General features: G+C 58.5%; 16 protein-coding genes. 6 read left to right on the top strand and 10 right to left on the bottom strand.

The window, feature by feature from the left end; translation table 11 throughout:
- Window positions 1–232: 232 nt before the first annotated feature.
- From OQZ28_RS13955 to OQZ28_RS13945, 3 genes are all read left to right on the top strand, one after another.
- Entirely contained in the window at window positions 233–715 is a 483-nt protein-coding gene (locus OQZ28_RS13955) for a hypothetical protein (RefSeq protein WP_129551082.1), read from the top strand.
- 311 nt (window positions 716–1,026) lie between these two features.
- Window positions 1,027–1,596, top strand: coding sequence for a cytochrome b (locus OQZ28_RS13950; protein ID WP_240906629.1), 570 nt, complete (start codon window positions 1,027–1,029; stop codon window positions 1,594–1,596).
- Entirely contained in the window at window positions 1,586–2,293 is a 708-nt protein-coding gene (locus OQZ28_RS13945) for a VIT1/CCC1 transporter family protein (protein ID WP_159264459.1), read from the top strand. The genes OQZ28_RS13950 and OQZ28_RS13945 overlap by 11 nt, the downstream gene beginning before the upstream one ends.
- Window positions 2,294–2,585: 292 nt before the next feature.
- Here OQZ28_RS13945 and OQZ28_RS13940 read toward each other — a convergent pair whose 3' ends face one another.
- Window positions 2,586–3,665: an IS5 family transposase gene (locus tag OQZ28_RS13940; RefSeq protein ID WP_010516652.1), complete on the bottom strand. Its 1,080-nt coding sequence runs from the start codon at window positions 3,663–3,665 to the stop codon at window positions 2,586–2,588.
- 335 nt (window positions 3,666–4,000) lie between these two features.
- Entirely contained in the window at window positions 4,001–4,687 is a 687-nt protein-coding gene (locus OQZ28_RS13935; RefSeq protein ID WP_010517733.1) for a response regulator transcription factor, read from the bottom strand.
- Window positions 4,688–5,139: 452 nt separating this feature from the next.
- On the opposite strand from OQZ28_RS13935, the gene OQZ28_RS13930 reads away from it, so the two are divergent.
- The 3 genes from OQZ28_RS13930 to OQZ28_RS13920 all read left to right on the top strand — a co-directional run bounded on the left by OQZ28_RS13930 (window position 5,140) and on the right by OQZ28_RS13920 (window position 8,741).
- Entirely contained in the window at window positions 5,140–6,540 is a 1,401-nt protein-coding gene (locus tag OQZ28_RS13930) for a sensor histidine kinase (protein WP_217420388.1), read from the top strand.
- A 194-nt stretch (window positions 6,541–6,734) separates the two neighbouring features.
- A complete protein-coding gene (locus OQZ28_RS13925; RefSeq protein WP_010517736.1) occupies window positions 6,735–7,742 on the top strand; it encodes a sulfite exporter TauE/SafE family protein in 1,008 nt (335 codons plus the stop codon).
- Between the two features lie 202 nt (window positions 7,743–7,944).
- A protein-coding gene (locus OQZ28_RS13920; protein ID WP_217420387.1) for an IS5 family transposase occupies window positions 7,945–8,741 on the top strand; the annotation gives its coding sequence in 2 pieces (ribosomal slippage) (window positions 7,945–8,284 and window positions 8,284–8,741; 798 coding nt in all).
- Window positions 8,742–8,747: 6 nt separating this feature from the next.
- On the opposite strand, the gene galE is transcribed toward OQZ28_RS13920, so the two are convergent.
- From galE to OQZ28_RS13880, 8 genes are all read right to left on the bottom strand, one after another.
- Window positions 8,748–9,734, bottom strand: coding sequence for a UDP-glucose 4-epimerase GalE (gene galE, locus OQZ28_RS13915; protein ID WP_275877824.1), 987 nt, complete (start codon window positions 9,732–9,734; stop codon window positions 8,748–8,750).
- A gap of 160 nt (window positions 9,735–9,894) precedes the next feature.
- Window positions 9,895–11,238, bottom strand: coding sequence for an IS1380 family transposase (locus tag OQZ28_RS13910; protein ID WP_217420562.1), 1,344 nt, complete (start codon window positions 11,236–11,238; stop codon window positions 9,895–9,897).
- Between the two features lie 175 nt (window positions 11,239–11,413).
- Complete coding sequence (locus OQZ28_RS13905; protein WP_038507806.1) at window positions 11,414–12,250, bottom strand: IS5-like element IS1031A family transposase; 837 nt, start codon at window positions 12,248–12,250, stop codon at window positions 11,414–11,416.
- A 200-nt stretch (window positions 12,251–12,450) separates the two neighbouring features.
- Window positions 12,451–13,788, bottom strand: coding sequence for a sensor histidine kinase (locus tag OQZ28_RS13900; protein WP_010515561.1), 1,338 nt, complete (start codon window positions 13,786–13,788; stop codon window positions 12,451–12,453).
- Window positions 13,785–14,456 (bottom strand): response regulator transcription factor, encoded by a 672-nt coding sequence (locus tag OQZ28_RS13895; RefSeq protein ID WP_010515560.1) that lies wholly within the window; start codon window positions 14,454–14,456, stop codon window positions 13,785–13,787. The genes OQZ28_RS13900 and OQZ28_RS13895 overlap by 4 nt, the downstream gene beginning before the upstream one ends.
- A complete protein-coding gene (locus tag OQZ28_RS13890) occupies window positions 14,456–17,530 on the bottom strand; it encodes an efflux RND transporter permease subunit (protein ID WP_010515559.1) in 3,075 nt (1,024 codons plus the stop codon). Before OQZ28_RS13890 ends, OQZ28_RS13895 begins: the two co-directional genes overlap by 1 nt.
- Window positions 17,530–18,681: an efflux RND transporter periplasmic adaptor subunit gene (locus OQZ28_RS13885; RefSeq protein WP_110507685.1), complete on the bottom strand. Its 1,152-nt coding sequence runs from the start codon at window positions 18,679–18,681 to the stop codon at window positions 17,530–17,532. Before OQZ28_RS13885 ends, OQZ28_RS13890 begins: the two co-directional genes overlap by 1 nt.
- Window positions 18,678–19,931, bottom strand: a complete 1,254-nt coding sequence (locus OQZ28_RS13880) for a TolC family protein (protein WP_110507684.1) — start codon at window positions 19,929–19,931, stop codon at window positions 18,678–18,680. Before OQZ28_RS13880 ends, OQZ28_RS13885 begins: the two co-directional genes overlap by 4 nt.
- Between the last annotated feature and the right edge of the window lies 1 nt (window position 19,932).

The following is a 19,932-nucleotide window of genomic DNA, read 5'->3' as shown; positions in this document are numbered from 1 at the left end:
TACCTGCACAACATGGTCGTCTCCCTGCCTGGGAATACTGAATAGCAGACTGTTCCCTAAAAGTATCGGCTGCCCTACACTCCTCGTAGTGGCTGGTCTTCTGCCACAAGTCGATCCCCCGTAACCTGATTTCCCCTGTTCAGGTTCACGTCATGTTTGCGTGTTACAGGAACAGAAAGCATCGACATGCTGGCATGGACAGGGTCGGATGGCGGGAGGCCGGACACATATTATGAGATTGATAGTGCATTACGGATTGGCGATCCTGATGATGATCAGCATATCTGGCTGTGTAGCCCACGCCGAAACAGATACAGAAACAGATGGTATTTGCGAGACAGTGGAACAGGGTATCCGCCTGCATGTCGACGGCATGTACGGCGGATATCCCCATTCCGTCCTGCGTGATGCGGTGCTGGGGAGCATCGCCTGCCCGTCGGGAGACGCCGAACTACACGCTTTCCACGCCATCGCCACCCCACCGCCGCATATGCGCATTTCCGTTATGCGCCCTACGGGACAGGGACAGCAGGGATCGCTGTCCGTCATGCTGTTTTCGCAGGGACATTTCGTTATCGGCGAACGGATGTCCCTTTCTCCTTTCTCACGCACCCAGTCCCCTTTTTCAGTAAAGGCGGACATCAATCTCGCAACAGCGCGCCTATGGAGTGATCTGGCAAACCGGATCGCACAGGGAAAACCAGCCATTCCGTGATGCGCAGACGCGATCGGTCCGCCATTTGTAATCCGGTTTGCTGCGCCGCGCCGTAGCGTGCGCATCTTCTGCCAGGTTACGGACCGCATGCTCCTCACAGGTATAGCAGCGATAGATTGTCGACCCCACTGGTCGCCGTGACATGATCGAACAACCCCTTTGCCTGCTGTGGAGATATGGACCGCTCCACGTAGGAACAGTGTCCTTGGCATTGCCACCAACATAACCATGTAGATGGATCCCGGCCTGCAGCGGCATTTGTCGCCTGTCCGTTCAGGTTCGCGTCATGTTTGAACGATATGATCGTCCGGATGAACAACAGATCCAGCCTTTCCCCCGCGCGTTATGACGTACCGACGATCATTTTCCACTGGGGTTGCGCGGCCATTATCGTGCTGCAGTTCGCAACCGCGAATTTATGGGGGCTGTTCCAGAACCCGCTACATCATCAACTGGTGGTCACCCACCTGACGGCTGGCATGGTACTGAGCGTTCTGTTTCCCGCCCGCCTGCTGTGGCGACTGGGTTGGGGGCGGCATATCCGCGCCGCTGATCGCTGGCTTGATGCCGTGCTGGCGCGTAGCGTGGAATATAGCCTGTATGGACTGGTCTTTCTGGAAATCTTCCTCGGATATATGTGGCGGTGGGGCAACGGACAGGCCATGAGCTTCCTGTCTATTCAGTTCATGCCGCCTTTCGGCAAATTTTCAGCATCGACCATCAGCCTGCTGCACTGGCTGCACCAGTGGAACGGCTGGCTGATCATTGTGCTTGCCACGGGCCATGCACTGGCCGCGTGTTTTCATTACTTTATTCTCAGGGACGATGTTTTTCAGAGAATGCTAGGTACAGGGGATATATCCGATGAATATGGAAAGTAGAACACCGCCACGCCCCAAGGAGATCCACGCAACATCCCGACTGGGCTGGCTGCGGGCCGCTGTCCTGGGGGCTAATGATGGCATTCTGTCAACATCCAGCCTGATCATTGGCGTTGCCAGCGCCCACGCGACACAGGGAAGCATCCTGCTGGCAGGCATTTCCAGTCTGGTTGCCGGGGCCATGTCCATGGCCGCAGGGGAATATGTGTCCGTCAGTTCGCAGGCGGATTCAGAGAAGGCTGATCTCGCCCGCGAAAAAAAGGAGCTTGGTAGTAGCTGGGACGCCGAAGTGAGCGAACTGGCTGGCATATACCGTCAGCGCGGACTGGATGATATCCTGGCCCGCAAGGTTGCCCTCCAGCTCATGAAACATGATGCGCTGGGCGCCCATGCCCGTGATGAACTTGGTATTTCCGAGGCCACTGCGGCACGTCCGGTACAGGCAGCTTTGGCATCGGCGGGCGCGTTCTCCTCCGGAGCCATACTGCCCGTGCTGGCGGCCCTGCTGTCACCAGTCGGCGTGGTGTCGTGGAGTGTATCCGCCGTATCCCTGATTGGCCTGGCAGTGCTGGGAGTAGTGGGCGCGCGGGCAGGTGGAGCATCACCATGGCGTCCGGCAATGCGGGTCATATTCTGGGGCATCGTAGCGATGGCCATGACGGCTGCCATCGGCCGGATATTCGGAGTACAGACATGACGTATTGAATATTGCCATATATTAAATGAATTGAAGGATGTCATGAATATAATTCTTGTTATCGTTCTATCGAAAGCCGTTGTTTCAATATTTTGTATACGACTTGTCTTTTATTTATATCGCGACGAAAATAATATGAAATCCTACAGAAATAAATCTGGAGGGATCGAAGAACCGTTGGTTGATGCGCCTGGCTCGTGATTTCAGGGTTTTGGCGATTTGATTTACGGTTTTTGGGGTAGCTTTTGATCTGCGTTTTGAGCAGATCGGGGACTGCCCTCCCGCTGGATGACTACGCGCTCGCGTTCAACCTTTCGAGGAAGAGGAAGCGGCGCATGTTGTAGACGATATTGGCCAGCCCGATCCTCATGGTGGCCCGGGTGATACCGACAGTTCGGATGAACAATCCCGTCTGTGATTTCTGGTCGGCAAAGACGTGCTCGACGCGTGATCGGATCACGGACTTTCCAGCATTCGATTTCTGGATATGTCGGGGCATAGGCTTGAGATGCGGCTTTTTTCTGTGAACCTTTGAGACAAAACCCTCTTTGTCCATGAAGTCCTCATTCGCTTTCGAGCGATAAGCTGTATCAGCCCAAACGCTTGAGGCCGTATTGGTTTTATCTAACAGCCCCTCTCTCAATCGCGCACCATCACTGGCGGCGGCATCCGTCGTCTTCCATTTTCGGATGAACCGAAACTTCCGGTCGATGGAGATGTGGGATTTGTAGCCAAAGAACGGGATGGCGAGATCGCTCGACGGTATGGTTCCATCGTCCTGCCGCTTCGCCTTCGTGAACTTAAGTGTCCATCGTGCATGACGATCCTTGTGCGACATCTTTGCGGGCTTGTCCTGCCAGTCTTCTGGAATACGTCCCGCCCGGAGATCCGCTTTCTCCCCTTTGGTATTGCGCTGCTTTGGCGCTGCCACCAGCGTGGCATCCAGGATCTGGCCGGACATCGGCAGATACCCAGCGTTACGCAGGGTGGCGTCAAAGCGCTCGAACAGCTTCTGGATGGCGCCTGCCTCGGTCAGACGCTCGCGAAACAGCCAGACCGTTTTGGCATCGGGCACCCGGTCCGACAGTCCCAGACCGAGGAAACGCATGAAGGACAGGCGGTCGTTGATCAGATATTCCGTTCGCTCGTCGGAGAGATTGTTCAGCGTCTGGATGACCAGGATCTTGAACATCAGCACCGGATCGAACGGGGGACGGCCGCCTTTGCTCCTGTCTGAATAGGCCAGAGCCTTCTCCAGATCAGGGCGGAACGCCTCAAAATCCACAGTCCGGGAAAATGCCTCCAACTGATCGCCAAGCCCGCTTAACCGGGCAAGCCGCTCGTCAACATCAAAGAAACCCGGCTGCTTCATGAGCCATCCCCCCAATCATCACACAAGGTATGGAATCACAGCCACCAATTCAGAGCCAAGGGGTTTTTCGAACCCTCCATCTATGAGATAATGCTATTCTGGAAATGGATAGCGGTCATAAGCTTTAATTAATTTTCAATTCAGAGCAAGACAACCATGGATACCCTGCTCTTCCTGCTGGAACCGGATCGTATGCGTGGTTGTCTCCGTTTCGTTGTCGCTGCCATCATTGATGGCCAGCTACCCACATGCCATGGTCATCCTGCCTGCTTACTCATATCATCCAAGATGACTGAACCGGCCATGCATGGAGGATCATCCTATGCCGCCAGGGTTCACGCTCTCATGACATAACCGCTGCCCCTGACGGTATGGATCAAGGGTTGACCATCCTGTCCCAGTTTTTCCCGCAAGCGGCAAATGTGCGTTTCGACGATGTTCGTACGAACCGGGAAGTCCATATGCCAGACATCCTTCAGCAACATTTGTCGGGAAAGCACTGTGCCGGCATTTCTCATGAAATATTCCAGTAATTTCAGTTCCTGCGGCTGCAGAAGAACCTTTTCGCCATTCCGTGTCACCGCAAGCGTCAGCAGGTTGAGCTCAACGTCAGCCACATTCATTATTGTTGCATGCTGGAAGGTGGATGATCGACGAAGCAGTACCTGCACGCGCGCGACAAGCTCGCGTAACGCAAATGGCTTGACCATATAATCATCCGCGCCATGCCGCAGACCGGCGACACGGCTTGGCACACCATCCATCGTCGTCAGGAATAGCACAGGCGTCGTGATGGCATGGGAGCGCATGCGCATGAGAATTGTCAGTCCATCCAGGCCAGGTAGCATCCGGTCCAGAATAATGATATCCCATGGTTGCGACAGAGCATACTGTGATCCATCAGACCCATTCGCAACAGAAACCACGTCAATTCCACTTTCCTCCAGTCCCTGTCGCAGGTAATTCGTGGTTGCATGGTCATCTTCAACCAAAAGCAGGCGGGGACGTGTTATCGGCATCATGAATGCGGGCCAATCGACAAATTCTGCGTCCCGCCCAGCGGGACTGATTTCCCAATCAGGTTATCAGGATCATTGTTACATGACACCATTCATGATGGCGGACTGGCAATGATTGGCATTTTTTAATGTATCGATCACGCCATCAGAAATGGAAGCCGAAGCCAAAATGACAATATTAATCAAAATATTTATTATAAATAATAATGTATATACGTTTCCTATCATACAATATGAAACAGATACTACGTTCACATAGGTGTCCGAAAAATAGAAAAGGCGATAAATTCTTTCCAGCCCGGACAAGGCTAGGGGTTAATGCGGAGAGGCCATTCAGGTAAACTCAGGTCTCAGGGCGTGCCTGCGACGATCCGCCCTCTCAAAATCAGGGGCGGAAGAATCTAGACCGGTCATCCATATCATGAAAGGATGTAGCTATATAATGGATATATCCAATGATGTTCTGGTATAGGATATCCCGACGCCAGAATATGGCGATACGACGCGTCATCGCCAGTACATCATTTCGTATCGTCACGCTGTTTGCCAGCCTTTTTATATTGGGCGGCATGTTCATGACCGTGACGTCAGGCCTTTACAGCCAGTCGACCTTGCGCCAGCAGATCCGCCGGGAAGTAGAGAACGAGGGTCATGAGACATTTGCAGATGCTGGCGTTGCGGATGTCCGTCATCTGCTGCCGGTAGTGCAAGGACTGGTAGAACATGAACCCGGTTTCCATTATCTGCTTCAGGATCCAGGACAGGTTATTGTCGCAGGCAACATGCTGCATCTACGACCGCTGCCTGGCGAACGCTGGCTGGCGTGGTCCCATCGCCTTCCCCGGGAAACGAACCGGAATATCGTTTATGGAATAGGCTATATACTTGACGACGGCGGCTACTACTTCATTGGTATAGACGCATCATCCCTGACGCACCTGCAGCATGCATTATGGACAACAATCCTGTGGGAAATCTTAGGGTTCGGCTTTATCGGCATTGCCGGTGGCCTTTTTCTAAGCAGTCTGATCCTGAAATGGATCGAGACCATAAGCCTGACGGCACGCAGCATCATGCAGGGTGACATGTCGCGCCGCATCCCCCTGCGAGGCACGAACGATGAGCTTGATCACCTTTCGGAGAGCCTCAACGCGATGCTCGACCAGAATGAATCCCTGATTGCCAGCCTGAAACAGGTCTCCAATGACATCGCGCACGACATGCGCCTTCCGCTAGCACGCATGCGCCAGAATCTTGAACGTGCCATTCTGGCACACGCGCCTTCCGATACCATGCATGAGCAGGTCGAGTTTGCAATCGAGGATCTGGATGCCGCATTGGAAATATTTTCCTCGCTACTCAAACTGGCGCAGCTTGAATCGGGAGCATGGAAGAACGAGATGGAGTTGCTTGATCCCGCCCAACTGCTGAAATCAGTTCTTGAGCCGTATCGATCCGTCATAGACGACCATGGACAGTATCTGGCAACCGAAATCATTCCCGCCTGCCCCACAATAACCGGTCATTCCGTCCTTCTGCGACAGGCATTTTCCAACTTGATTGAGAATGCCATACGCCACACACCCGGCCAGACTACCGTTAGCGCTACCCTAACGTCATCAGATAACAGTATCCACGTAGAGATAGCCGATAACGGCCCCGGCATTCCAGCCGAGGCTATGCTTCGGGTATTCGACCGCTTTTTCCGTCTTGATACAAGTCGTACGCACGATGGTAATGGGCTTGGACTCAGCATGGTGAAAGCCATCGTCCGGCTTCATGCTGGCTCAATCATTTTATACGATAATAACCCAGGCTTAAGATGCGTCATTAAACTACCCATAAAGATTCAATAATCCGCCAGACTTTACCGAAGAGCAGATTTCCTAGCCGAAAAAGCTGACACGAGTTCTGTCGGAAGATTGGGACATTGTAAGCTGACATTCCCTTGAGCTTTCGTCAGATGTAATAACGCTACCTGTATCCTTGCGACGTAGGCGCCAGCCATGCTCCCGGCGTCCAGGGACCGAAATCTGGAGTCACACGACCAATGCTGCTCTGGTTCCTGATACTGGTCGCATCAACCGCTGCATTCGGCCTGAGTGCCGTGTCCGGTGGTGGTGCCGGGCTGATTCTGATGCCCCTGTTGGGGCTGGTGCTGCCCGGCAACCAGGTACCCGCCACCCTGTCGATCGGCACGGCCGCCAGTTCAGCAGCACGCATCGTCTCATTCCGAAATGCGATCCGGTGGGATATCGTCCGTCATTTCGCGCCTACTGCATTACCATTCGCCGCCCTCGGCGTCTGGGCTTTGAGTCGTGTGAATCCAGTCTATCTGTCGCTGCTTCTGGGCCTGTTCCTGCTAGGGAACCTTCCCCTTCTCTTCCGTAAGCCCGCCCCCAACGTCGCTGTGAAACCAGTCCATGTTGCCCGATTACACGTACTGGGCGCTGCCGCCGGTTTCATTTCCGGGTTTACCGGGGCGGTCGGTCTGGTTTTCAATGGGTTCTATTACCGGCTTGGTCTGCGGAAAGAAGAGATTGTCGCAACACGCGCCGCCAACGAAATCATGCTACATCTGCTCAAGGTCATTCTCTACGCCGCATTTGGCTTGCTGAGTGCCCGGGCTGCTGTCGCGGGCCTCGCCGTAGCGATGGCAGCAATCCTGTCCTCAATCCTCATGAAGCACCTGTTGCCATACCTGCATGACCGTCTGTTCCATCATATCGGTCATGCCGCCATGGTCGTCGCGGGCGTCATGATGGTAATCGCCGCCGGCGGCCAGATCGCGCGACAGGAGGACGTCACATTACATTTTGCCCACGCAGCCGAAGAGGTCACAGCATCCCTGTCATGGCAACAACATACATTCGCAGTGGAGTGGGAAAATGGTGACGAACTGGAATTGAGCCATCGCGTGCGTCTCCCGTCGGCTACTTCCCCCGACCTCTTCCAACCCCATGGCTTCGTCCTGCATGTTTCGCCACGCACTGGAATACAGGCCGTTCGGGTCTGGGGAAGTAGCCGCACGAATAGCCGCCCAGCAACCCCTTCATGAAGTAGATCAACTGTTTACTTTAGCACTTTCCGTTTCCATGGCCTGACCGCATGCACCATGCGATGCGTTCTTAAAAAAGGATTTCCTGATGATTGGTCGCATGTTTCCCGCCGGTACGAGATTCGTACAGAGCGCTAGTATGACTACTGCCCTGCTCGTTCTAGGGCCTGTTAGATCTTGAATTTCTTCCCATATTGTAGGGATGGAAGAAGGAGACAGAACAGGCACCTTTACGGACGAGACATGGGCGATCTGGGAACCTCTGATTGAGGCGGTTCGCCCAAGGGGCAAGACGCCGCCCCATGATCTGCGGCGTACGATAGCAGCAATTTTCTGGCGCCATGAGAATGGCGCGAAATGGCGGAGCATCCCCGCTGAACTGGGGCCGTGGTGGCGGGCGGCGCAGCTTTTCATCCGCTGGGCGAAACTCGGCGTATGGGAACGCCTGCTCGAACTGGTTCAGGAACAACAGGGAGTGGCGTTCGGAATGACTTTTCTGAATGGTACGAACATCAGGGCTCACCACAAGGCGGCGGGAGCCCAAAAAAAGGGGCCTCTTTCGAAGAGCGGGACCATCGTGAAGCACTTGGCCGCTCTCGCGGCGGCTATGGCACGAAAGTCTGCGTGATAGCAGACGGGCATGGAAAGGCTGTTGGTTTTGCCCTGGCGCCCGGCCAGGCCCATGAACTGCCGCTGGCTCCAGATATGCTCGATAGCCTTCCCGCCATTCCTTTGTGGGTGGTGGCGGACAAGGGCTATGCCTCGGACGCCTTCCGTGAACGTATCTGGGACATGGGAGCCCGACCGGCCATTCCCGCAAAACGACGCGATGCGCCAGTTGCCTGCCCCAGATGGGTCTATCGGTGTCGGCACCTGGTCGAGAACCTCTGGGCCCGTCTCAAGGAGTGGCGTGCTGTTGCAACCAGATACGAAAAAACAGCAACGTCGTTCCTCGCGGTCATCCACATCGCTGCCGCAGTAGACTGGATCAAGCCCTAACAGGCCCTAGTCATAATAGCCATCCGGATGCTTCTCGCGCCAGGCCAAGGCAGTCTCCACGATAGCATCAATATCCCGATAATGTGGGAGCCACCCGGTTTCCTGATGCATGCGGGAAGCATCAGCGATCAAAACAGCAGGATCGCCTCGTCGGCGATCTGCCCACTCCCAGGAGACTTTGCGACCGCTGACGCGCTCGACACTTTTGACAACATCCAGATTGGTAAAGCCAATTCCATTTCCCAAATTATAGGAAACTGACGATTCATCCAACTTATCAATAACTCGGATATGCGCATCAGCTAAATCCGTAACATGAACATAATCACGCACACAAGTGCCATCGCGCGTATCATAATCGCTGCCAAATATTTTAAGTAATTTATTCCTTCCGAGCGCTACGTCGATAGTTAAAGGAATCAAGTGATTTTCCGGCCGATGATCTTCACCAATACGTCCTTGAGGATCCGCACCGGCAGCATTAAAATACCTTAGGCAAGCACTTCGCATTCCATAAATACGGTCTGCCCAGCTCAACGTCTTTTCAATAAAAAACTTGCTATCTCCGTATGGAGAACTCGGATTTATAACGGTGCTTTCCGATGCTTTTGTTGATTTTATTTCTTCTCCAAATAAAGCCGCTGTAGAAGAAAAAACGAACCGCCTGACATTACAATCCACGCAAGATTCAATAACGTTAAGAGAGTTCATCGCATTATACCGCAAGTAATGGAATGGGGTCCGCATGGAATCTCCCACCGATGAAAGCGCAGCAAAATGCAAGACTACATCCCAGTTTTCTGAAGCTATAGCGTTACGAGTGGCCGTAATATCTGCCAGGTCAATATTCCAGAAACGTGCTCCTTCAGGAATGGCAGATAAATGACCAGTACTAAGATTATCGAGAACAACGACATCATGGCCTGCATCCAATAAACTGATTACAACGTGGCTACCTACATAACCAGCTCCACCCGTAACAAGGCACTTCATTGACGGTTAGCCCATCGTATTCACGGGTCATGACTTTTTGAGGTTTCCTGATTTTGGACGTGGGGGGTCTACGCGATCCTGGGAGCTGATTTCAGAGTGAGGATTGGTCGGCGCTTGAGTTGGCGAGCTGGGGCGGGTTCCGGGGCGACAGCCCCGCCTGTCACGGTCCGGCGGGTTGCAGACCCCGGGCGATACCGGCGAACAGTGCGGCTTCGGGGCATGCTGCGGCGAATGCGATGCGAACCCGGGTTGCGGTCTCGATGACCCGGCCGGCGACCTTGATCAGGCGCATGCGTAACGTGGTGAATTCGGCCGTGGCGAGCGGCTGGGGTATGGGGATGGCCTCGCGCACCGTCAGCATCAGCCAGTAGGCGGCGGTGTGCAACACGAGGCGGACCTGATTTGCGAGAGGCGAGCGACAGCTTGTCCGGTCTGAGGCCAGTTGCCCCTTGTGCAGCTTGATCAGGTTTTCCGCCTGTCCCCGGGCGCAGTAGAGGGTGTCGTAAAGCCATTCGGCATTCCCGCCACGCAGGTTGGTGACGACACAGCGTATATCGAGCCCCAGCGTGGTGGCTTCGATCCTGGCTGCGACCCGGCGTCGGCATCCCCATGATTTCGCGCCATAGCGGATCTCGGCATAACGGCGCAGTTTCGGGACCAGGGTCTCGGCGCGCCGGACCCTGACATCGTCGGCGGCAGGTTCGAGCAACCGGTGCAGTACGACGTTGCCCGGCAGACCGAAGATATAATCGACGTCATTGGCCTCGCACCACGTCATCACCTCGGGTCGCCCGTAATGACCGTCCCCACGGATGGTCAGCCGCGTGGCAGGCCAATGACGGCGGATGCGCCGTACCAGACGCCGAAGGTGGCATCGGACCTCCTGGCCGGACGGTGTCTTTCCCGGCCGCAGCACTACGGCGACCGGGCGCGAGGTGGCTATATCGTAGACATGGATCGGCATGAAGCAGCGCTCGTCGTGATGCGCGTTGAAGAGCGCAAGCTGCTGGTGGCCATGTACGACATCGACCGTATCGTCGATATCCAGCGTCACCGCATCCGGCGGTCGGGGATAGCTGTCACACCAGGCATCGACCAGCGCGTAACTCAGGCGGATAACCTCGCGCAGGGTCGGGGCGTTCTCCCAACGCGATACGGTGGGCTGCGAGCACAGATCACGCCCTGTATCGGGCAGACGGCCGCACGCGAGCTTGAACCCGGGATCGGTGCGCAGGTGATCGAGGTCATCGGCATCCTCGTAACCGCAGGCAATGGCCAGCATGCGGGCGCGCAGGATGTCGGCAACGCTGTGCGTCACCAACAGCGGGTTGCGCGGGTCGGCGATGTTCCGGGCCAGACGATCGGCGATCCTGATCCGTCGCTCGACAGCGGCCAGCAGCATCACGCCTCCATCAGACGTGATCCGGCCACCATCAAACGCCGCCGTGACTTTTTTGCGCCCAACGGCTGGAAACAGGAACGGTGGAACCGTATCATCGGACATGGCGGGTGTGGCTCGGCGTGATCGTGTGACTGGATGGCTTCGATACCCAATCCGTAAACACTTTCAGAACCTTACGCGATACCCGCCACCAGACGCCCAAAAGAACCGTGAATAAGATGGGTTAGCTTTCCGAGATCGCAGAGAAAAATGTTTTAGAGCCCGATCCGAAAGTTTTTCAAGCTTGACAATGCCTTGCTGTCCGTCGTGTGAGCATGCGGATCGAGGCGATCAATGTCCATGCGGTTGAGGACGCAATGGATTGTTCCCAATCTTTGGCGAGCCGCCTGCACCGTCCCAGCCAGGCGAATGTCCGTTCAACCACCCAGCGGCGCGGCAGGATCTGAAAGCCTTTCACCGTATCGGACCGCCTGATGATTTCGACCGTCCATTTTCCCATGGAGGCGAGCGCGGATCGCAATTTCTCGCCAGCATAGCCGCCATCAGCGAAGATGTGGCGCAGCCAGGGAAAGCGCCTGCGTATTGCCGCCAGGACATCAACGGCCCCATCACGATCCTGGATATCGGCGGCATGAACGAGGAGAAAGATCAGGAAGCCGCAGGTATCAGTCACGATATGGCGCTTGCGGCCCTTGACCTTCTTGCCCGCGTCATAGCCCGAAAGCCCGCCGCTTTCCGTAGTTTTCACCGACTGGCTGTCAATCACGCCCGCGCTCGGGGAGGCTTCACGCCCCTCGATCTCGCGCAGGCTCATGACCAGCACCGTATTCATGACCTCGAACAGCCCGGTATCACGCCAGGCGTAAAAATAGCGCCTGACGGTCGAGACCGGCGGAAAGCATTTCGGCAGCAGGCGCCACGCGCACCCGGCCGAGGCTATGTAGAGCATCGCGTTGACCACCTCGCGCATATCCGTCGTGCGAGGGCGACCGCCCCGTTTCGCAGGGGGCACAAATGGCACGATCAAAGCCCATTCCCCGTCCATCATATCCGATGGATATCGCAGTCCTTCCCGGCTATGTTCACGTCGGGCAATACCAGTCCATGTCACCATTCACTCCATCTCTTCGTAAAGACGGATGAATCACAACAGGCTGGTATTGTTCAAAAACTTTCGGATCAGGCTCTGAGCATCAGGAAACAACAATATACGATTCAAGGGAACCGGCTTTTCAAAATATTCCGAATAGAGGCATCGCGCGGGTGGATACAAGACGTGCTTCCGATATATCCATTTCTTATCGCTACAAGTCATTATGTCACTTCCGGGATTGGAAAGGTGATACAGACACCAAATCCCCTGTCAGACCCTGCTAGCGGGGAACGTAGGCGCAGGATTACATCCATCTGGGTTGCGATATTATTGGCGATGGCCAAGCCAAGGCCGCTACCATGCGTCCCGCTGCCGCCGCGCACGAATGGGTTGGTCAGGCGCGCCAACATGTCCGGCGGCATTGCAGGGCAATCATTCGTGATATCAATGCCGCCATCCTGCAGGACGGCCACCTGCACGGGCATATCGCCCCCCCCATGCATCAGGGCGTTTTCAAGCAGGTTGCGCAGCATGATTCCGGTGGCGTCCATGTCACCATGTACGAATATATGATCGCCCCCGTCCGACACCATGACAATACGCTGTCCCTCACGCGGATTGTGCCCAAGGTCATCGACAAGGACATGCAGGACAGTCAGTAGGTCAAAACGGTCGCGCCGAAAGGCAACACCGGACGAGGCGCGGGAAAACTGCAGGAGTTTTTCCACCGTTCGCCCCAGTCGGCGGGTCCGGTCGGCAATGATGTCCACCCGCCTGCCCGCATCCGACCCATCGGGCACCATGCGACCCAGCATCTGTACCTGCGCCAGCAGGGCACCCAGCGGATTGCGCAGTTCATGTGCGGCGCTAGCGGCAAAAGCCCGTTCGGTAGAGAGTGCCGCCTCCAGTCGCGTCAGCAACGTATTGACCGCACGCTGGATGGAGATCAGTTCATCAGGAAGGTCAAGCAGTGGAATGGGCTGAAGGTTGCCACTGCCACGTGCGCGCATCTCGTCATGCAGGCGGTCCAGCGGGCGCAGGGCGCGCCGCACGACCAGTCGCACCAGCCACCAGATCACCGGCAGGAAAAGCAGCATGGGCACAACAGAAATCAGCATCGCGCGACGGACGGCCTCGCGCCTGTGAAAAATCGGTTCGCCCACAAGAACACGGTATTTCTGCGCCATGAGATCCGCAATATAAACGCGAAAATGCGGCACATTGGCGAACCCGGTCCGCCAGTTGCGCACAAATGCGTCCGGCGGGGCATTCTGGGAACGCAACACGACATGCCCTGCGACATCCACGACCTGATAGGCCAATGTGCGCGGCCCAACCTCTGGCAGCCAGGCGATGGACGGTGCGGCACCTGACTCATGCAACCGTGTCGCGACTGCCGTCTGCAGGCGCTCGGACACTTCCTGTAGCGAATTGTCCAACCGTTCCGTCACCTCGTAGCGGGTAAATCCACCCACCGCGATACTGAGGATAAGTAGCCCCAGTATGACGACCATGAGTACACTGCTGGTAATCCGTGTGGCCAGACTCCAGCTTTTCATGAGCCGCTCCTTGCATCGAGGCAGTAGCCACGGCCGCGCATAGTCCGGATGACCGTATTGCCTACCTTGCGCCTCAGGCGGCTGATGAAGACCTCGACGGTATTGCTGTCCACATCCCGGTCCAGCGCATAAAGGACCGTGTCGATTTGCTGACGGGAATAGATCCGCCCCGGACTGCGCGACAGCAGTTCCATGATGGTCCATTCCCGCGCGGTCAGGTCCAGCCGCTCGCCATCACGCGATACGGAACGGTTTTCCCGGTCTATCGTAATGTCCCCCACGCGGCAGCACGCCTGTCTGCGCGGTGATGCATACCGACGGGCCACTGCAACAATGCGGGCCACGAGTTCATTCAGGTCATAGGGTTTGACGATATAGTCATCCGCCCCCTCAGACAGCCCCTCGATGCGATCGCTGATCTGGTCCTCTGCCGTGGTGATAAGGATGGCAATATTCGCTGACGTCCGCCGGATGTCACGCAGCAGGTCGCGCCCGTTCCCATCTGGCAGGCCAAGGTCGAGAAGCATGAAATCGTAATCCACCGTCGCCATGGCGGCACGCGCGTCCTCCAGTGTCGTGAACCAGTCCACCGCATGCCCATCCTGGCGCACGCGCTCCTGCACCGCCACGCCCAGATCGTATTCATCTTCAACAATAAGGATACGCATCAGTCTTTATCCCTTTCCCGCATGACCCGGGCATACAGTGATGGCAATACCAGCAGCGTCAGGAGCGTGGACGTAACCAACCCCCCGATTACCACGCTAGCGAGGGGGCGCTCGACCTCGGCGCCCGCGCTGTCTGAAAACGCCATCGGGAAAAAGCCAAGGCTGGCGACAAGTGCTGTGGCCATGACTGGGCGGAAGCGGGATTCAGCCGCCGCAAAGGCCGCCTGCGCCACCGCCATGCCGCGTGCCCGCAGAGCCGCGATCTCGCTGAGCAGTACTACGCCGTTGAGGATCGCCACGCCAAACAGCGCGATGAAGCCGATCCCCGCCGAAATGCTGAACGGCAGGCCGCGCAGTGTCAGCGCCACGATGCCGCCGGTCGCCGCCACCGGCAGGTTGATGAAGACCAGAAGGGCTGGCCGCATAGCCCCGAACGCCACCACCAGCAGCGCGAAGATCAGGCCAAGGGCGATGGGCAGCACGATTTCCAGCCGCTGCATGGCCGATTGCAGGTTACGGAACTGCCCGTCCCACTGCATGGTATAGCCTGCAGGCAGTTTCACGTCGCGCGCCACGCGGGCCTGAGCTTCGGCCACGTAGGAGGCCAGATCCCGCCCGCGCACGTTGGCCTGCACCACCATGCGACGGCGCACCCGGTCGCGGCTTATGCGCGGTGGGCCATCGACTTCATGCACATGCGCCACCTGTGACAGCAGGACATTCCCCCGCCCGTCCATCCGCCGGACCTGCAGCGCGCCAATCGCGGCAGTCGAACCGGCAATGCGCGGGTCAAGGCGCACCTGCGTGCCGATGATCGCGTTATCCACAATGACTGGCCGGGCACCGATATGCCCGCCAATCGCCTCCACCGTATCCAGAATGTCCTGCACCGCCACGTTGCGGCTTGCCGCCTGCGAGCGGTCGATGTCGGCCACGATCAGCGGTACGGTGCCATCGCCCGCTGCCGCCACGTCCGCCGCCCCCTTCACGCCTGACATGGTGGCCACGACCCTATCGCCCAGTTCGGCCAGTGTGGCCAGGTCATCGCCAAAGATCGAGACGGCAATCTGCGTGCGCACGCCAGAGAGCAGGTCATCCATGCGCATCTGCACCGGCTGGCTCCATGAATACAGCGCGTCGGGCAGTTCGCGCCGCAGCGTGTCGTCCATCGCGGCGACAAGCCCGGCTTGCGTGCGGGCGGTTTTCCATGTGGAGGGCGGGTTGAGGAAAATGAAGCTGTCGGTCTCGTTCATGCCCATCGGGTCGGTGGGAATGGCCGATGTGCCGGTATTGCTGACCACGGAACAGACTTCGGGGAAGCGGCGCAGGATCTGCTCCTGCTTCGTGACCGAGGCCAGAACGGTGTCAAGCGAGGCCGAGGGCAGCCGCGTGGTCGTGACCGCCAGCGCGCCCTCGTCAAGCTGGGGAATGAACTCGCCGCCCAGTCGCGTAGCCAGCCCCGCAGAGAGCAGCAGCACCGCAATCGTGCCCCCAAACAAAATGCGCGGATGCGCCTCCCCCCATGTCACCATATAGGTATAGGGGCGGCGCATGAAGGCGATCAGCCGGGTATCGCCCGCAGGTCGGACATGCCTGAGCGCAAGGCTGGCCAGAACGGGTATGCAGATGAAGCAGTACGCAAGCGATGCCAGCAGCGCCATGATGACCGTCTGCGCCATCGGGCGGAACATGTGCCCCTCGATCCCCTGCAGGGTCAGGATGGGCAGGTAGACCATGACGATGACCAGTATGGCGAACCCTACCGGGCGCATCACCTGCTGCACTGATGAGATGACCAGCGGAACGAATTCCGCCTCCGGTTCCTCCTCTCGCCGTGACAGAACATGTTCGATCACCACCAGTGAGCCATCGACGATCATGCCGAAATCGATCGCGCCAAGGCTGAGCAGGTTGGCCGAAATTCCGAACTGCCGCATGCCCGCCATGGCGCAGACCAGGGCCACCGGAATGACTGACGCAATGACAAGGGCTGCCTGCCAGCTACCGATCACCACCACCAGCACGCCCACCACCAGCACCGCGCCCATGACCAGATTGTCGCGCACGGTGGCGATGGTCTGCCCGGTCAGGGTGGCGCGGCTGTAATAGGGCTCCAGCGTAACACCTGCGGGTAGCGCCTGCCTTATGCCCGGCAGGGCGCGGTCTATGGCGGCAAGGGTGGCGTTGGAACTGGCCCCGCTTTCCATCATCACCACGCCGATCACGATCTCGCCCTGCCCGTCACGGGTTACCGCGCCAAGGCGGGTGCGCGCGCCGGTGGTGATGCGGCCAAGGTCGCGCAGGCGCACGGCGGACCCATCAGGGTTGGTGCGCACCGCGATATTGCCAAAATCCGCAAGGCTACCCACCAGCCCGCGCCCGACCACGCTCTGCTGTTCGGCATGGTGGGTGATCCACCCGCCGCCAGATGCCGCATTGCTGGCATCGACCGCGCGATAGACCTCGCCTGCCGACAGGTTGCTGCCAATCAGCCGCGCGGGGTCCAGTGTCACCTCATAGGTTTCCTCCGCCCCGCCATTGACGTTCACGTCCACCACGCCGGGCACGAGGCGCATCTGCGGCACCACGGTCCAGTTCATGATGCGGTTGAGGTCCATGAGCGAGCGCCCGGCGCCACGGATCTGGAACTGCATGATCTCGCCCATGCCGGTGGCCAGCGGTCCCATGCTGACGGTGATGCCGGGCACGGATATGCTGGCGCGTGCCTGCTGGATACGTTCATTGACGCGGGTACGGTCGAGGTTGATGTCGGTCTCATCGGAAAACTGCACATACACCACCGACACGCCGCCGCGTGAGACGGAGCGTAGGTCGGTCATGCCGGGAATGCCGGTCATGCTGGCTTCAAGCGGGAAGGTGATGAGCTTTTCCACCTCTTCCGTCGCAAGGCCGGGGGCCACGACCGAGACGAGCACCTGCCGGGGCGAAATATCCGGCACGGCTTCCACCGGCAGGCCCAGAACCGCCATCAGTCCCGCCGCCAGCAGCAGGCCAAGCCCGCCCAGCACCAGCATGCGCGCGCGCAGCAGGGCCTCGAGATACCTGCGCGCCATCAGTCCGCGTCCAAGCCGGCAAGGCCGATGACCGAACGCAGGGCAAAACTACCGTGCCCTACGATCGGTTCGCCGCCTTTCAGGCCGGAGCGCAGCACTGCCCGCGTTCCGTCATCGAGCGCCACATCAACCACGACGGGCCGATAATCGGTTTCGCTCATCCGCACGAACACGACGCTACACCCGTTAATAGGCTGAAGGGCTTCGGACGGCACGACAATGCCCGCAACACTGTTGCGCTGGGCCAGCGTGGCATCCAGCACCATGCCGGGCACCAATACGCCGGTTGGGTTGGCCACGCTGCTGATGACCCGGACCAGCCCGGTCAGCGGGCTGGCCATGCCATCCACCGTATCGATACGCGAAATGAGCGGGCCACCGGGTACCTGCGTTACTTGCTGGCCGCCTGATTCGATCCGCGCCGCCTGATCGGGCGGGATGTCCGAGACAAGCCATATACGTGACAGGTCAGCCACCGTGGCTACATCCATGCTCGGGTCCACGTCGCCCGCGACCGACGTGCTGATCACCTGCACCATGCCATCGAGCGGGGAAATCAGGGTGGAGGTTTCATCCTCTACGCCCTGGCTGTCCTGTTCCGACGATGAATTGAATTCCTCAGAAAAGCGGTGGCCCAGCGTGTCCACATCCGCCTGCCGTGCGCGCATGGTGGCGTCTGCCTGCGCCAGCACATCCAGCCTGCGGTGCAGTTCGGCCATGGAGAGGCTCTCGCCCGCCAGGGCCTTTGCCCGCTGCACCGCACCCGCCGCATCGGCCCGGGCCGCGACGGCGGCCGTAAGCGCCGCGCGCATTTGGACCGCCTGCAGGCGTGCGACATGCAGGGAATGATCCTGATAGCGCAGCAGCGCCTGCCCCCGCCGTACGGGCGTGCCCGGCTGGACCAGCACTGCCAGCACCTTGCCGCTGCCCGCAGGGTGGATATGCACGACCCGCGTCGTATCGGGCATGACCCGGCTCATGACCGGCAACACGGGCGCAAGCGTACCAGCGGTGGCCGTAGTAATGCTCACGCCTTCATTGGCGACTGCCGCCGCATCCAGCTTCACGGTCGGGGATAGCGCGCCCTCTTCGGCCCAAGCCGGAAGACTACCTGCCCCCAGAAGCAGCAGGGCAAGGGCAATGCGCATCATGGCACGATGCCTGTTGCGATCAGCGTGCGGATGCTGGCCACATGCCATTCCATCTCGGCCCGGGCGCTGGTCAGCCGGGTATTGGCCGCCGCCTGCCGGGCGGCAAGTGCCGTATCCAGGCTGGCCTCGCCCACACGCCATGCGCGTTCCTGTGCCGTGGCACGCTGTTCCATGCTTTCGGCGGCAAGCTGCGTCGCTCGCCGCGCCGTGGTGGCCGCAATCAGGCGTTCCCGCACCCGCATCATTTCCAGATGCACCATGCGCCGGGCCTGTGTTTCCTGGCTGGTGGCCGTGGCCAGCCGGTTGCGCGCTTCGGACATGATGGGGGTATTGCGGACTTCGCTGGGCAGGGGAATACTGAAATTCAGTCCCACGCGGTCATCCCACGGGCTGCCGTACTGCTTTTCATGGATAGCATCCACACCGATTTCCGGGTTGGGCATGAAGGAATGGCGCGCCAGCTTCATGTTGGCCTCGGCGGCTTCAACATTGCGGTGCGCCACCTTGATGCGGGGGTCATTGTCTTCCATGTCACGCGGGCTGACAAAACGCGCCTGTGTCACGTCGCTGCCGCCATAACGGGTCAGGTCGGGCACAACCGGGCGCCCCAGCAGCACTTCCAACGCCGCAGCAGCGTTCTCGGCTTCTTCCTGTGCCAGAGCCAGTTCATTGCGGGCATTTTCCATCGCGGCCTGCGCCAACTGCCCATCTGCCGAGGCCAGTTCGCCGCCATGCACCGCATGCGTGGCGCTGATGGCCATGCGCGCCGCCGCATCGTATGAGGCATGGGCCACGTCCACCCGGGTACGCGCGATCAGGGCCGCAGCAGCGGCATCAAGCACCCGGATGGACAAAGCCATGTGTTCGACATTGAGCTGCTCGTCAATGGACGCGGCTTCCGCGCTTGCTACCTGTTTCGTGGCACTTCCCTGCCCCGGCAGCCACAGCGGCACCGACACCCCGCCCTGATACGTTGTGTAGCCCTCATTACTGCCTATCATATGGTCATCCATATATTCCCCCGACAGGGTCGGGCCACCCGCAAACCATGAGCCCGCGGCACTGGCGCGGGCACGAGCAGAATGGTGGCCGACCTGCAGTTCGGTACGGACGGGATCAATAGCCCACGCCATCACGACTGCTTCGTGGAAGGATGGGCCGGGCTGCGACACCTGCGCCCGCGCGGGCAGGCCCCACGTCATGGCGCAGGCCATGGTAATGGACAGGAAAGGGCGCATGGAGTGGTTCATA

The organism is Komagataeibacter sp. NFXK3, from assembly GCF_054182245.1.
Note: the sequence above shows the minus strand (reverse complement) of the source record. Positions and strands in the feature narration are given on the sequence as shown.

What these genes read in the sequence shown, in the direction of transcription:
- OQZ28_RS13955 (WP_129551082.1), top strand. Translation starts at nt 233, where the DNA reads ATGAGATTGATAGTGCATTACGGATTGGCGATCCTGATGATGATCAGC.
- OQZ28_RS13950 (WP_240906629.1), top strand. Translation starts at nt 1,027, where the DNA reads ATGAACAACAGATCCAGCCTTTCCCCCGCGCGTTATGACGTACCGACG.
- OQZ28_RS13945 (WP_159264459.1), top strand. Translation starts at nt 1,586, where the DNA reads ATGGAAAGTAGAACACCGCCACGCCCCAAGGAGATCCACGCAACATCC.
- OQZ28_RS13940 (WP_010516652.1), bottom strand. Translation starts at nt 3,665, where the DNA reads ATGAAGCAGCCGGGTTTCTTTGATGTTGACGAGCGGCTTGCCCGGTTA.
- OQZ28_RS13935 (WP_010517733.1), bottom strand. Translation starts at nt 4,687, where the DNA reads ATGATGCCGATAACACGTCCCCGCCTGCTTTTGGTTGAAGATGACCAT.
- OQZ28_RS13930 (WP_217420388.1), top strand. Translation starts at nt 5,140, where the DNA reads ATGATGTTCTGGTATAGGATATCCCGACGCCAGAATATGGCGATACGA.
- OQZ28_RS13925 (WP_010517736.1), top strand. Translation starts at nt 6,735, where the DNA reads ATGCTGCTCTGGTTCCTGATACTGGTCGCATCAACCGCTGCATTCGGC.
- galE (WP_275877824.1), bottom strand. Translation starts at nt 9,734, where the DNA reads ATGAAGTGCCTTGTTACGGGTGGAGCTGGTTATGTAGGTAGCCACGTT.
- OQZ28_RS13910 (WP_217420562.1), bottom strand. Translation starts at nt 11,238, where the DNA reads ATGTCCGATGATACGGTTCCACCGTTCCTGTTTCCAGCCGTTGGGCGC.
- OQZ28_RS13905 (WP_038507806.1), bottom strand. Translation starts at nt 12,250, where the DNA reads ATGGTGACATGGACTGGTATTGCCCGACGTGAACATAGCCGGGAAGGA.
- OQZ28_RS13900 (WP_010515561.1), bottom strand. Translation starts at nt 13,788, where the DNA reads ATGAAAAGCTGGAGTCTGGCCACACGGATTACCAGCAGTGTACTCATG.
- OQZ28_RS13895 (WP_010515560.1), bottom strand. Translation starts at nt 14,456, where the DNA reads ATGCGTATCCTTATTGTTGAAGATGAATACGATCTGGGCGTGGCGGTG.
- OQZ28_RS13890 (WP_010515559.1), bottom strand. Translation starts at nt 17,530, where the DNA reads ATGGCGCGCAGGTATCTCGAGGCCCTGCTGCGCGCGCGCATGCTGGTG.
- OQZ28_RS13885 (WP_110507685.1), bottom strand. Translation starts at nt 18,681, where the DNA reads ATGATGCGCATTGCCCTTGCCCTGCTGCTTCTGGGGGCAGGTAGTCTT.
- OQZ28_RS13880 (WP_110507684.1), bottom strand. Translation starts at nt 19,931, where the DNA reads ATGAACCACTCCATGCGCCCTTTCCTGTCCATTACCATGGCCTGCGCC.